Consider the following 12,808-nt stretch of genomic DNA (forward strand, 5'->3'; position numbering starts at 1 on the left):
TATTGAGGCCTATGTCCGAACCTATCCGCGTGTGCGCCGTAGTTTTTCGCGATGACCGTGGCCGCGTGCTCGCTGTGCGCAAGAGGGGCACCAGCCGTTTCATGCTGCCCGGCGGCAAGCCGGACCCAGGGGAGACCGCGCGCGAAACGGCCGTGCGCGAGGTGCGCGAGGAGATTGGCGCGCTTATCGACGTCTCCTCCCTCACCCCCTTAGCCACCTTCCTCGCCCCCGCCGCGAACGAGGAGGGCCGTGAGGTGGAGGGCACGATCTTCACGTGCTCCGCACCCGTCGATGCGCAGCCGGCAGCGGAAATAGAGGACGTGCTGTGGGTCGATCCTCATGTGCCTGCTGCGGCCGGCGTTGAATTGGCCCCGTTGCTGTCGCGGAAGGTATTTCCTGCTCTGGGGTAGCGGGTGACTGCGTGGGAGTTTCGTGTTGCCGCGTTTGGTGCTGAAGCCTGTGGGAGGCACGCACATATTTCCCGTGAGGGTAGCGCGGTCGTGTTTCTTGCTCGTGTTTCCTGTGAAGAGCGCGCACACATATTGCTGATCGGCGTTTAGGTCAGGTGTGTCCGTAAATAGCTCTTTGATAGCTTTGGCCAGGTGCTTCGTCCGGAATTAACGCGGTCACCCAGTGCAGGCGGACTGGCCTATTTGTCGTGTGCAGCGGTTGCCCTCATTCCTGAAACTTATTCGCACAGGTCAAGGGATGTGACACCGTTAATGGGGTCAGGGCTGACCTCAACCCCTTTCTTCTATATAAGAGGACATGGTGCTGTCGAGGTGAAAGCGGTGCCCGCCGGAACCTAGAGGACTGAAAGGCATAAAACACGACGCGCATCCGCGACGCGTGGGCAGGGGCGGTACAATAACGCTGGACTTTTGCGGGTGCGGGACCGCGATGTGGGCCCAGACGTGAAACCCGCGAAGAACACGCACGAAGCAGCTTGAAACACAGCGTGATTAAGGGAGCGTTTTTATGGCGGCCATCATCATTGTCGGTGCCCAGTGGGGCGACGAGGGCAAGGGCAAGGCCACGGACATTCTCGGCGGCAAGGTCGACTACGTGGTCAAGCCGAACGGAGGCAACAACGCCGGCCACACCGTCGTCGTGGGCGGCGAGAAGTACGAGCTGAAGCTCCTCCCGGCTGGCGTGCTGTCGGAGAACGCCACCCCAGTGCTGGGCAACGGCGTGGTGATCAACCTTGAGGCGCTTTTCGAGGAGATCGACGGGCTTGAGGCCCGCGGCGCCAACGCATCGCGTTTGCGCATTTCCTCCAACGCCCACCTGGTCACGCCGTACCACCAGACGCTGGACCGCGTGCAGGAGCGTTTCCTGGGTAAACGTGCGATCGGCACCACTGGCCGCGGCATCGGCCCGACCTACGCTGACAAGGTCGCCCGCGTAGGTATCCGCGTCCAAGATCTCTTCGACGAATCCATCCTGCGCCAGAAGATCGAATCCGCCCTGGACGTGAAGAACCAGATGCTGGTGAAGATGTACAACCGCAAGGCCATCGAGGTCGAGGAAATCATGGACTACTTCCTCGGCTATGCGGACAGGGTGAAGCCGATGGTGATCGACGTTGAACAGGAGCTCAACGCAGCTCTCGACCGTGGTGAGCACGTCCTCATGGAAGGCGGCCAGGCCACCATGCTGGACGTGGACCACGGCACCTACCCGTTCGTGACCTCCTCCAACCCGACCGCTGGCGGTGCCTGCGTTGGCTCCGGTGTCGGTCCGACGAAGATCACGGCGAGCTTGGGCATTGTCAAGGCTTACACAACCCGCGTGGGTGCTGGCCCGTTCCCGACGGAGCTCTTTGACAAGTGGGGCGACTACCTCCAGGAGACTGGCGGTGAAGTCGGCGTGAACACCGGTCGTAAGCGCCGCTGCGGCTGGTACGACTCTGTGATTGCTCGTTACGCCGCACGGGTCAACGGTTTCACGGATTATTTCTTGACCAAACTCGACGTGCTCACCGGCATCGGTGAGATCCCTATCTGCGTCGCCTACGACGTTGACGGTGAGCGTTTCGACGAAATGCCGCTTACTCAGTCCCAGTTCCACCATGCCGAGCCCATCTTCGAGACCATGCCGGCTTGGGACGAAGACATCACCGGCTGCACCACCTTTGAAGAACTTCCGCAGCGCGCCAAGGATTATGTCCTGCGCCTCGAGGAGCTCTCCGGCGCCCCCATTTCCTACATCGGTGTCGGCCCGGGCCGCGACCAGACAATCACGCGTCACAACGTGATGAAGCGTTAGGGGCTTCTCCGTTTACCGACGGTGCTTGCTTGCGAGTAGGGATAGTTTGCGAGTGTGAACTGGCTATACAGCGGGTGGAACTAACAGTTCTTACGTGATAGGGGACAGGGTGGAGCGGCTGGTTGAACTACGGGTTCAAGCGATTCTTGATGGTCAGGCCTGAGTGTGCGAAGACTCGCGCACACTTCGGCTTCCCGTGGTCTTTTAGCCACGAGAGAAGCCGAAATAATATATCAGCAGTTAAGCAATGAAAGCTTTCACTCGGTTGACTAGTGCCTCCCCACCGGCCTTGAGTGCGTTAGCAGCCTCAGGGGTGACGGACCTGCGAGAAATATCATCGACGGTGGGGAATTGGTAGGGATTAAACTGGACCGCTGTGCGGTGTACGATTTCGTGCCGAAACTCAGTTAACTCTGTGACCGCAGCGCTGAAATCAGCGTACTCGCCCTTGTTCATGAAATTCTTCAGTTTTCCTAGCCCGAGCGAGGTGAAGAGAGTCGCAACGTTGTTGATGCCCTGGAAATTGTCCCTCGAGAGTTCGCGGTCCAGAAAAGATGCTGCCAGTAAGTGATGCGACCCAAACGCAGGTTCCTTGTTAGGGTGTCTAGCTGCGTCGGTCACGAGCCGAGCTACCGTCAGCGGAACGACTTTGCGTACTTTCTCGGGAGGCTCGAGAAATCCGTAGAGATAGGACAGCAGCGATTCACGCTGGATATTTTTGCAGAGTAGATCTAGACTTCCGACGGCCATTACCACCGATGAATTTGAAATATCAATGGCCAGTGTACTGCGTTCTTCGGAAAGTTCGCCTGCTAAACGGGATAAATCCAAGCTGCGTGCTATACCGTTAGCAAAAGTCGAGTTGTGCTTCGAAAGAGCTTTTTCTGGGTCATAGAACATCGAAGACCGATCAATTTAACTGGTGAGGTCAATGACATTATGCGCGAAATCGGTAAAGATTGATCGAAATTGCTCGATCTTCTGCTTCTGAGTGTGGAGTGCAGCCCCACCAATTTTCAGCTCGTTATCAGAGAGCGTGTAGACGGGTTTACGCGCGGCCTGCGAACTGGCGATCAGAGAGTTGAAGTCTGGGATTTCGGCTAGCCTCATACTTGCGGACGGTTTGTCGGCTATTCTATCCGGGATCAACTTGTTTTTGCGCATTTCCGGAATGAATATCGAATCGACAGCTTCATCCAAGTAGTGAAAATACTGCTCAAAAGAACGCGAAGGCATTCCGTTGCGCAGACGGTACCGCTGAATAACAGTCCCGAGGAACTTGGGATTGGTCGGCTCGAACTTGTAAAGGAGATCTGGGTCATTGAACATTCCCAGTTGATTGACTTTGCGTGCCCAATCCAACCAGCTGGGAATTGCGGTCGATAGGCTCTTAATCGCCATTACGGAAAAGATGTCCGGAATTACAGGGACGATGAAGTAGTCCGCGTTCAGGAAGTTCACCTGGTTTAGGGCTCCCAAGCTTGGACTCATGTCGATCAGGATGTAGTCAGTGTCGTATTTATCGGCGAGTAGCCCATAAAGCGTCTTGAAGGATCCGGGCACGTTCTGCATCGCGGGAAGCATGCCGCCGACGCTCATCGCCGTAGCTAATTGTGTTTCTACTTCGGCTAACTTTACGTTTCCCGGGAGCAGGAGGAGATCATCGTTACCAGCAACAGAGGGCAGGTCCGGTGCTTCGATCTTAGTCCCGGTACTCTTCATCGCTGGGAGCAAGCTCGAGTAAAGATTGACTGATTCGAAGCTTTGGTAGGTCTCTGATATGAGATCTTCGCTTTCAGATTCCAGAGTCAGACCGGACAGGTTGCATTGGGGATCGGCATCCACCAAAATAACCTTTTTGCCCAGTTCAGCTAGTTTCCAGCCTAGATTGAAGCAGGTTGTAGTTTTGCTCACTCCGCCTTTGTTGTTAAAGAGGGCAATCACCTTGCAGCTCAACGCCGACTCCTGTCTCGTCCGGAACAACTCTTAATGAAAGTTTATACACTGCCAGGCCGTTACTTTTTGTGAGATCTAATATTTATGTGAAATCTACCTGATTTGGTCAAGCGACCGGCGACTCTGGGAGTGTAAACGCACTATGCGTGCACCGGACCGAGTGTGCATATGAATGCAGATAAACTCAGTGGCTTCCCAACCGCGTGCCGCACGCCATGTTTCACGGTTAAGAACGTTCTTTCCGCTAGAGGAGGGGGACCTTCTGCTTTGCAACGCCTCTTTACCGCTACCTGGTAGCCACGAAAGCTTCGCCTGGTTTTCCGTCGTCGCACCGGTGTGCGGACCAGTAGTGAGACGTGGTTTTCCCGGACGATAAGAGCGCAGGTACACCGACTAGGGGCACCTTCGCGGTGACCGTCACGGCGACGAAGAACGGCCAGCTGACCGAGCGCATCGTCACCTTCGAGATCGCTGAGGCCTCGAAGCCTAGCCTGTCCAGTAAGGTCGACCGCAACAAGTGCGTCCCGGCCCTGCTGGGTGCGGGTCTGCCGCTGCTGGCGCCGATCCCGCTGGGCATCGTTGCTCAGACGTCGATCCCGGGTCTGGAGGACATCCAGAAGCAGATCGGCGGCCAGATCCAGAATGCCAACTCTGAGCTGCAGAAGCTGCTGGGCATCATGGGCCCGGAGATGGCCGGGCAGGCTGAGCGTATCAACGGCCAACTGCGTGCCGCTGGCAGCAGTGTCGTCCAGGCCGCCGCCGGCCTGGCGCTGCTCGCCGCCGACATCGACGCGATCACCCTCGTGGCTGTGAAGTGTGCGCCGAATAATGACGACCTGGCGCCGAAGGACCCGTCCTCCAACTAGGTCGTCGCGGAAGGGCGAAATTACTGGTCAATCGCTCTTCCAAGGGGTCTTCCTCCAAGGCTGATGGTGACAAAGGTTCCTCTTCTGAGGGTTCTTCGAAGGGCAAGGATGAGAACAACGGTTCCTCCGACTCCGAGGGCAAGAATGGTTCCTCGAAGGGCTCCGGTGCCACCGATGGTGCTGAAGCACTGGCTGAGGGCTCCGGCGAAGGTTCCAGCGAAGAGGGGAACGCAACTCAGTAAAGACTGAGCGGCACCCGCTAGCCACCGGTAATGGTTAGTGAGTTGAAGTAAATCACCGCCGATCCCTACCTGAACGGGTAGAGGATCGGCGGTGATTTCGTTTATCTAGCCGCTATAGGGAGCTCCGGTTTTGGCCACGCCAACTTTTCCGGCGAGGAAAACGTGGGTCACCCCGACTTCTTTGCGGAGGCGGTAGAGCTGGGTGTCCCGGTGCATTTCGGCTTTGATCCGCTCGATGGTCTCGCGGTTGCCGGGGCGCTTGGTTCGGCGCTGATCAAGGGTGGTCATTGTTCGCTCCTGCTCGTGGTGGCTGGTGATCAAACGCAAAAGTGGGGCCACGATACCGTGGCCCCATTGCGGAAAGTTTGTAGCTGAACGTTAGATCGAGTACTCGGGGTGGGAGGCGTTGACCATGTCATCCCACTCGACGATCTTTTTGCGCTCGCGGCCTTCGGCTTCACCGAGGGCGCGCTCGGCGGCGTCGAGGTTGTGCCAGCCTTCCCAGGTGGTCACTTTGATGCCCTTGTCTGCCAGGTGGTCGAGGATGGCCTGGTCGTCGCGGTGTTCGGTGGGGGTGAGGGTGCCGTTGCGGTAGTCGTCGAGAAGCATGGTGGTGGTGTCCTTGGCGTCGGACTTGGTGTTGCCGATCAGGCCGACGGGGCCGCGCTTGATCCAGCCGGTGGTGTACAGGCCCGGCACGATGTCGCCGCCGAATTCGGTGAGGACGTGGCCTTCGTCGTTGGGGATGACGGCGCGGTGGTCGTCGAAAGGCACGCCGTTGACGGCGTCGGAGCGGTAGCCGACGGCGCGGTAGACAGCCTGGACGTCCCAGGTGGTGGTCTCGCCGGTGGCGGTCACGCCGCCGTTGCCGTCGAGCTCGGTGCGCTCAGTGACAAAACCGCTGACCTTGCCGTCCTCGCCGATGATCTCCACGGGGGACTCGAAGAAGTGGATGAACAGCTTGTGCGGGGCGCCCTTCGGGTCGCGCATGGCGTAGCCCTCCAGGGTTTGGCACACGAGGTCGACGGATTTCGCTTCACGGCGCGCGCTTTCCGACGCCTCGTCGTAATCAATATCCTCCGGGTCCACGATGACCTCGATGGTGTCGGAGTGATCCAGCTCCTTGAGCTCCAGGGGGCTGAACTTGGCCTGGGCCGGGCCGCGGCGGCCGAAGACGTGGATCTCCTTGGCCGCGGAGGCGTTGAGGTTGGCGTAGACGTTGTCGGGGATCTCGGTGACCTTGAGCTCGTCGGCCGTCTTGGCCAGCACGCGGGCGATATCGAGGGCGACGTTGCCCACGCCGACGATGGCGACCTTCTCCGCGGTGAGGTCCCAGTCGCGCTTGAAGTCCGGGTTGCCGTCGTAGAAGCCGACGAACTGGCCGGCGCCGTAGTGGCCGTCCAGCTCCGCACCCGGGACGTTGAGGTCGCGGTCGGCGGTCGCGCCGGTGGCGAAGATGACGGCGTCGTAGTACTCCTGCAGCTCCTCGACCGTGATGTCGTTGCCCACATCGACGTTGGCTAGCAGGCGGATCTCGGGCTTGTCCAGCACGTTGTGCAGGGACTTCACAATGCCCTTGATGCGCGGGTGGTCCGGTGCCACGCCGTAGCGGATCAGGCCGAAGGGGGCCGGCATGCGCTCGAAGAGGTCCACGTGGACATCCACGTCGGACTTGACCAGAAGGTCGGAGGCGTAGATGCCGGCGGGGCCAGAGCCGACGACGGCGACACGGAGGGTGTTGTCAGATGCAGGAGTAGTCATAAAGCTCGAACGTGTCCTTTGTTCTTTTACGTGTTTCGTGGGCTTCTTTAGCCAGCGATCACTGGTGTTCAGTTAGGGCTGGCTGTTATTTGTAGCGCCAGTATAGGACATCGTCCAAACAAATCTAGACCAAGCGGTCTTTTTCATTCGGACTGCTTGGTTTGTGGCTGATACTGGGAGGGGTCGCTTCAGGCTTGGGGGATGAGTGTCCACAGGGGTGTGCCCAACACCACCTGCGTGTGGTTCAGGTGGTGGCTACACTTGAAAAAGGCTGGATAGAGCGCGCAGGTGAGCGCGTCAATCCGCTGCGCGAGAAGCGTTCACACATCGCGCGACATGCGCGAATACCCGCGAAAAACCAGGGTGAAAGCCCAGAAAGGTTGCTCCATATGGCTGAGAACAGGTCCGTTCTAATCACCGCGCTAGGTCGCGCGCTCGAAGGGGGTGCTGGCGGTAACGGTGACGTGGACATCCAGGCGCTGGCTGCCGAGACAAACCTCAACGTCGTGCGCCTGGCAGACCAGGAGCGGGACCTCTCCGCGATCGTGGGCGCTGACCTCCTTGCAGAGGGCGACAGCCTGATCGTCGGCACCGGCGAGTACACCTTCGACGCAGAGGTCGCCGCAGCTCTAGGTGTTCCGGTTCTCCTGCTCACAGCAGAGGGTGCTGCTGAGAGCCCGGCAGCCGAGCTAGCTCTGGCTCGGGTGAAGGAGCTGGGGGTGGAAGCACGTGGCGTCGAAAAGCTCGATGCCTCTGCTGTTGAAGCTGCGTTGGGCACGGACGCGCGTCAGGTCATGTCCCCGGCTGTGTTTGAGAATTGGCTGATCACCCGCGCGAAGGAGAAGCGCGCGCACATTGTTCTGCCGGAGGGCGAGGACGACCGGATCTTGGAGGCCGCGCACCACCTGCTCAAGCAGGATGTGGCGGACCTGACCATCCTCGGCGTGCAGGACGACATTGTGCGCCGCGCGGACGCCAAGGGCTGGAACCTTTCCGGCGCGAACATCATCGATCACGAGAACTCTGAGCTGCTGGACGAGTTCGCGGAAGAATTCGCCGAGCTGCGCAAGAAGAAGGGCGTGACCGTCGAGGAAGCGCGCGAGACCATGAAGGACATCTCCTACTTTGCCACCATGATGGTGCACAAGGGACTGGCTGACGGCATGGTCTCCGGTGCCGCGCACACCACCGCGCACACCATCAAGCCGTCCTTCCAGATCATCAAGACCGCGCCCGGTGCCTCCGTGGTGTCCTCCATCTTCCTGATGGTCATGCGTGACCGCCTCTGGGCGTTCGGCGACTGCGCAGTCAACCCGAACCCGACGGCGGAGCAGATCGGTGAGATCGCCGCCGTGTCCGCCAAGACGGCTTCCCAGTTCGGCATCGACCCGAAGGTGGCCATCCTGTCCTACTCCACGGGCAGCTCCGGCTCCGGCCCGGACGTGGAGCGCGCTGTCGAGGCGACCGCGAAGGCGAAGGAGCTCGCACCCGACGTGGCTATCGACGGCCCGCTGCAGTTCGACGCGGCTTGTGACCCGGGTGTGGGCAAGAAGAAGGCCCCGGACTCCCCGGTCGCGGGCCAGGCGAACGTCTTCGTCTTCCCCGACCTCGAGGCCGGCAACGCCGGTTACAAGATCGCGCAGCGGACCGGCGGCGCGCTCGCCATCGGCCCTGTCCTGCAGGGTCTGAACAAGCCGGTCAACGACCTTTCCCGCGGCGCGACCGTCCCCGACATTGTCAACACCGTTGCTATCACTGCTATCCAGGCGCAAGGAGCTAACTAATGGCCTACGCACTCGTGCTCAACTCCGGTTCTTCGTCGATCAAATTCCAGATCGTCGACCCCACCGCATCCGCCTCCGACCAGCCGTTCGTCACCGGCCTGGTGGAGCGCATTGGCGAGCCGAACGGCCGCATCTCCATCAAGATCGAGGGCCGCCAGGTCGAGTCCAACATGCCCATCCGCGACCACCGCGGCGGCCTGATGCTGGCTATCGCCATGCTGGACGCCAACGGCGCCGGCCCGACCGCAGTGGACATCATCGCCTGCGGCCACCGCGTCGTGCACGGTGGCAACACCTTCAGTGCACCCGTGCTTGTCACCGACGAGGTGGTTGAGCAGATCCGCGCCCTCGTGCCCCTGGCACCGCTGCACAACGCGGCTAACGTCGACGGCATCGAGGTCGCCCGCGACCTGCTTCCGGACGTCCCGCACGTCGCCGTCTTCGACACCGGCTTCTTCAACGACCTGCCGGCAGCTGCCGCGAACTACGCCATCGACCTGGACACCGCCCGCGAGCACCAGATCCGCCGCTACGGCTTCCACGGCACCTCCCACGAGTTCATCGCCCGCGAGGTGGCTGACCACCTGGGCCAGTCCGTCGAGGACCTCAACCAGATTGTCCTCCACCTGGGCAACGGTGCCTCCGTCTCCGCCATCCGCGGTGGTCACGCGCAGGACACCACCATGGGCCTCACCCCGCTGGAGGGCCTGGTCATGGGCACCCGCTCCGGCGACATCGACCCGGGTGTGATCTTCCACCTGAACCGCACAGCCGGCATGGACATCGACCAGATCGACGACCTGCTCAACCGCCGTTCCGGTGTGAAGGGCCTGTCCGGTGTGAACGACTTCCGTGTCCTGCACGAGCGGATCGACGAAGGCGACGAGAAGGCCAAGCTGGCCTACGACGTGTACATCCACCGTCTCCGCCGCTACATCGGCGCCTACATGATCACCCTGGGCCACGTGGACACCATCACGTTCACCGCTGGCGTGGGCGAGAACGACCCCACCGTGCGCACCAACGCCCTGGCGGACCTCGAGGGCTTTGGCATCAAGCTGGACGAGGATAAGAACGTCAACGGATCCGGCCCGCGCATCATTTCCGCGGATGACTCCGCTGTGAAGGTGCTCGTCGTGCCCACGAACGAGGAGCTGGCCATCGCGCAGAAGGCTGCCGCGATCGCCGAGGCACTCTAAGGAGCTAGAACCACGTCGCCGGGCGCACCTTGTTCGCCGTGTCCACCAGCGCGTAGCGGTGGCGGGCGAACGGCGCCCGGCGCGCCTGTTCACGCAGGGTGATAGCTAGGCCGCGGCGCAGGTCTTTGATGGTGAACGGGTACTCGAACAGGAACGTCTTCGCCGTGGCGGCGCTAGCACCCGAGTCGAGCAGAAGGGTCAGACCGGCGCGCAGCACCGCCACTTTGATCTGCAGCAGGCGTGGCTCGTTGGTGGGGATCTCCTCCAAGCGTCGGGCGGCACGGCGGATGCGGGACTCGGTGAGCTCGTCGCTGACCAGGTACAAGATGGTGGTCAGTTTGGCCATGCGCTGGTGGCGGGACTGCTGCGGCACTTTATCCAGTGCGGCGACGGCCATCTCCACCTCGCCTTCGTACATGAGTTGGCGGGCTAGGCCGAAAGCGGAGGAGACGGTGGTGGGGTTCGCGGCCCACACTAGGGCGTAGAGGCGCATTGCGTTGAGCCGCAGTGTCGCCGGGTGGTCCGTCACGTGCGACCAACTCGGTGCGATGACCCCGGCTTCCTCCTGGGAGGAGAAATAGGAGTTGGGTAGCTCGCCCAGATCGGTGCGGATGGAGGCGAGGTGGCGGGGGAGGGTGTCGTCGATAAGTTTCTGCTGTTGGACGCCTTTTTGCTGGAGGAGCAGCTCGTCGACGGCGGCGAGCGCGAGCTTCGGCGCGGCCTCGCCCGGCACGATGTCCAGCACGGCTGCGAAGTCCCGCTGGGCGTTGGTGAAGTCGCCGCGGATCAGCTCGGTCAGCCCGCGGTACCAGTGGTAGCGCCAGTCCTCGCGCAGCGGCCCGTCGAGCTGGCTGAGCCAGTGCTGCGCCTGGGAGGTCAGGCCCAGGTCGAGCATCGCGCGCGCCACCGCGAAGGGGATCTCGGCGGATTCGGCGTACTCGGTGGCGGCGAAGGCTTGGCGGAGCGTCTCCAGGGTTTCCTGCGGCTCGGCGTAGGAGGTGCCGGAGAGAAGACCGGCGCCGACATCAGAGCGGTCGATGAGTGGAGTCGGCAGGGCGGAAACGACTTCGGAGGGGGTGATTTCGACGGTGCGATCGATGCCGTCGATAAGCTGGTCCGTGCGGAAGACCAGGTGTTTTGTGCCGAACGTGGTGCGCTGCGGCGAGAATAGCGAATGTTGCGCGGGGTGCGTGATGCCGTCGCGCAAGGCGATCACTTCGCGCAGGACGCCGAGCAGCTGGACCTCCAGCTCTTCCACGCTGCGGAAACGTTGGCGCGGGTCCGGGTGGCAGCAGCGCGCGATGAGGCGGTAGAGGGAGATGTAGCGGCGCAGCGTCGGCGATTCGCTCGGCGTGGGCAGCGTGTGCGAGTACGCGCCGCCTTCCTTTGGCAGCTCGAGGATGAGTGCGGCGAGCGTGCGTCCTACCGTGTAGATGTCGCTGGCGATGCTCGGCCCCTCGCGCGCCACCTCCGGCGCCTGGTAGCCCTTCGTTCCGTAAATGAACCCGTACGCGCCGATGCCGCTGACCGCGCCGAGGTCGATGAGCTTGACCTGGTCTTCCGTGACAATGATGTTGTCCGGCTTGAGGTCGTTGTACACCACGCCGCGGCTGTGTAGGTACCCCAGCGCGGGAAGCACCTCAAGGATGTACGCGATCGCCTGGTCGATGGGCAGCAGGTGCGTTTCTTGCGCATTTTTGCGCTCGCGTAACGACGGCCCACCCACGTACTCCATCACAATGAATCCCCCGTCAACCCTGGGGTCGTCGATGAAGTTGAAGATCTTCACAATGCCGGGGTGCGTGATGTCTGCCAGGAATTCCCGCTCCGCCGCCGCAGCCGCTGCCTCTTCCTCGCTCTTCTCTGACTGCATGCCTTTGAGCACCACCACGCGGCCCGCCACGTAGTGGTCCTGCGCCAGGTAGATCCAGCCCATGCCGCCGTGCGCGATCACGCCCTGGATCTCGTACTGGCCGGCAACGATGTCGCCCTTGTGCAGTTGCGGCGCCGGGATCTTCTTGTGCACGACCGCGTTCGTCGGGTCCTTGATGGCCTCCTTCGGCTCCACCGGGTCCACCCACGGCAGCTCCACCATGCCGTCGGCCACACTGCGCGTCGCGCGCTTCACCCCGCGCAATTCCCGGAACGTGTCCAGCGCCTGCCTGCGCGCCCGTTCACTCGTGCTCGCCTGGGCCCGCGCCAGCGCTTCCTTTTGCGCGCGCTCGTTGGCCTCCTGCTCCGCGTGCGCCGCCTGCGCCCGCTGCACTTGGCCCGCGCGCAGTTCCCCCAGGTCCTTCAGCAGCCCCGCGTACTCGCCCGCGCTGCCGTACAGGTCTGCCTCATCGAGCGACGGTACGTGGGTGCTGTCGGTGGCGTCCTCGTCATCGTCGTCCGCGAACGGGTCGAATGCGACTGCTTCCGTCGCCTGGTGTCCCTCCGGCGCGGCGGCTTCGGGGCTGGTGTCGGTGCCCCCGCCGTATCTGGCGGTGTGCCTGCTGTAGTCGTCGTTCCCGTCGTCCTCGTCGTCCTCGTCCGCGAACGGGTCGAACGCGACCGCCTGCGTCGCCTGGGCCTCCTCGGCCGGGGCTGATTCCTGCTCTTCCCCTGTTTTCGGCCGAGCGTGCTCCGTCACCTGGTCGATGTCGCCGTGGTCGTACCAGGAGAGCCAGTCGTCATCGTCGCTGCGATCAGAGGTGCCGGGGGTGGCGGCGTTGTCGGCGGCGCTCTCTTCA

General features: G+C 61.9%; 10 protein-coding genes. 5 read left to right on the forward strand and 5 right to left on the reverse strand.

Features of this window, described 5'->3' with window-relative positions; genetic code table 11:
* Positions 1 to 11 precede the first annotated feature (11 nt).
* Entirely contained in the window at positions 12 to 410 is a 399-nt protein-coding gene (locus CZ338_RS06295; protein WP_087117430.1) for an NUDIX hydrolase, read from the forward strand.
* 568 nt (positions 411 to 978) lie between these two features.
* Positions 979 to 2,268 carry an adenylosuccinate synthase gene (locus tag CZ338_RS06300; protein ID WP_087117431.1) on the forward strand — a complete coding sequence of 430 codons (1,290 nt, stop codon included), beginning with the start codon at positions 979 to 981 and terminating at the stop codon, positions 2,266 to 2,268.
* 240 nt (positions 2,269 to 2,508) lie between these two features.
* On the opposite strand, the gene CZ338_RS06305 is transcribed toward CZ338_RS06300, so the two are convergent.
* Entirely contained in the window at positions 2,509 to 3,168 is a 660-nt protein-coding gene (locus CZ338_RS06305; RefSeq protein WP_143341269.1) for a hypothetical protein, read from the reverse strand.
* A 15-nt stretch (positions 3,169 to 3,183) separates the two neighbouring features.
* The gene (locus tag CZ338_RS06310) at positions 3,184 to 4,224 is read right to left on the reverse strand and encodes a ParA family protein (RefSeq protein WP_162287322.1); all 1,041 of its coding nucleotides are present in this window, start codon (positions 4,222 to 4,224) and stop codon (positions 3,184 to 3,186) included.
* Between the two features lie 356 nt (positions 4,225 to 4,580).
* Here CZ338_RS06310 and CZ338_RS06315 point away from each other — a divergent pair, with 356 nt between their 5' ends.
* On the forward strand, positions 4,581 to 5,090 hold the full coding sequence (locus tag CZ338_RS06315) for a hypothetical protein (protein WP_143341270.1): 510 nt from the start codon (positions 4,581 to 4,583) through the stop codon (positions 5,088 to 5,090).
* 347 nt (positions 5,091 to 5,437) lie between these two features.
* Here the strand turns inward: CZ338_RS06315 and CZ338_RS06320 are convergent, their stop codons facing one another.
* Both CZ338_RS06320 and CZ338_RS06325 read right to left on the reverse strand, forming a co-directional pair.
* A complete protein-coding gene (locus tag CZ338_RS06320; protein ID WP_087117435.1) occupies positions 5,438 to 5,620 on the reverse strand; it encodes a hypothetical protein in 183 nt (60 codons plus the stop codon).
* Positions 5,621 to 5,710: 90 nt separating this feature from the next.
* The gene (locus CZ338_RS06325; RefSeq protein ID WP_087117436.1) at positions 5,711 to 7,093 is read right to left on the reverse strand and encodes an FAD-dependent oxidoreductase; all 1,383 of its coding nucleotides are present in this window, start codon (positions 7,091 to 7,093) and stop codon (positions 5,711 to 5,713) included.
* 389 nt (positions 7,094 to 7,482) lie between these two features.
* Here CZ338_RS06325 and pta point away from each other — a divergent pair, with 389 nt between their 5' ends.
* Together pta and CZ338_RS06335 are read left to right on the forward strand one after the other, a co-directional pair.
* Positions 7,483 to 8,877: a phosphate acetyltransferase gene (gene pta, locus CZ338_RS06330; protein ID WP_087117437.1), complete on the forward strand. Its 1,395-nt coding sequence runs from the start codon at positions 7,483 to 7,485 to the stop codon at positions 8,875 to 8,877.
* On the forward strand, positions 8,877 to 10,076 hold the full coding sequence (locus CZ338_RS06335; RefSeq protein ID WP_087117438.1) for an acetate kinase: 1,200 nt from the start codon (positions 8,877 to 8,879) through the stop codon (positions 10,074 to 10,076). Before pta ends, CZ338_RS06335 begins: the two co-directional genes overlap by 1 nt.
* Before the next feature lie 4 nt (positions 10,077 to 10,080).
* Here CZ338_RS06335 and CZ338_RS06340 read toward each other — a convergent pair whose 3' ends face one another.
* The gene (locus CZ338_RS06340; protein ID WP_204211899.1) at positions 10,081 to 12,708 is read right to left on the reverse strand and encodes a serine/threonine protein kinase; all 2,628 of its coding nucleotides are present in this window, start codon (positions 12,706 to 12,708) and stop codon (positions 10,081 to 10,083) included.
* Positions 12,709 to 12,808: the final 100 nt, after the last annotated feature.

This window comes from Corynebacterium urinipleomorphum (assembly GCF_900155535.1).
Taxonomy (GTDB): Bacteria; Actinomycetota; Actinomycetes; order Mycobacteriales; family Mycobacteriaceae; genus Corynebacterium; species Corynebacterium urinipleomorphum.

Excerpts from the sequence above, each read along its gene's own strand:
- CZ338_RS06295 (WP_087117430.1), top strand. The coding sequence starts at position 12 with ATGTCCGAACCTATCCGCGTGTGCGCCGTAGTTTTTCGCGATGACCGT.
- CZ338_RS06300 (WP_087117431.1), top strand. The coding sequence starts at position 979 with ATGGCGGCCATCATCATTGTCGGTGCCCAGTGGGGCGACGAGGGCAAG.
- CZ338_RS06305 (WP_143341269.1), bottom strand. The coding sequence starts at position 3,168 with ATGTTCTATGACCCAGAAAAAGCTCTTTCGAAGCACAACTCGACTTTT.
- CZ338_RS06320 (WP_087117435.1), bottom strand. The coding sequence starts at position 5,620 with ATGACCACCCTTGATCAGCGCCGAACCAAGCGCCCCGGCAACCGCGAG.
- CZ338_RS06325 (WP_087117436.1), bottom strand. The coding sequence starts at position 7,093 with ATGACTACTCCTGCATCTGACAACACCCTCCGTGTCGCCGTCGTCGGC.
- pta (WP_087117437.1), top strand. The coding sequence starts at position 7,483 with ATGGCTGAGAACAGGTCCGTTCTAATCACCGCGCTAGGTCGCGCGCTC.
- CZ338_RS06335 (WP_087117438.1), top strand. The coding sequence starts at position 8,877 with ATGGCCTACGCACTCGTGCTCAACTCCGGTTCTTCGTCGATCAAATTC.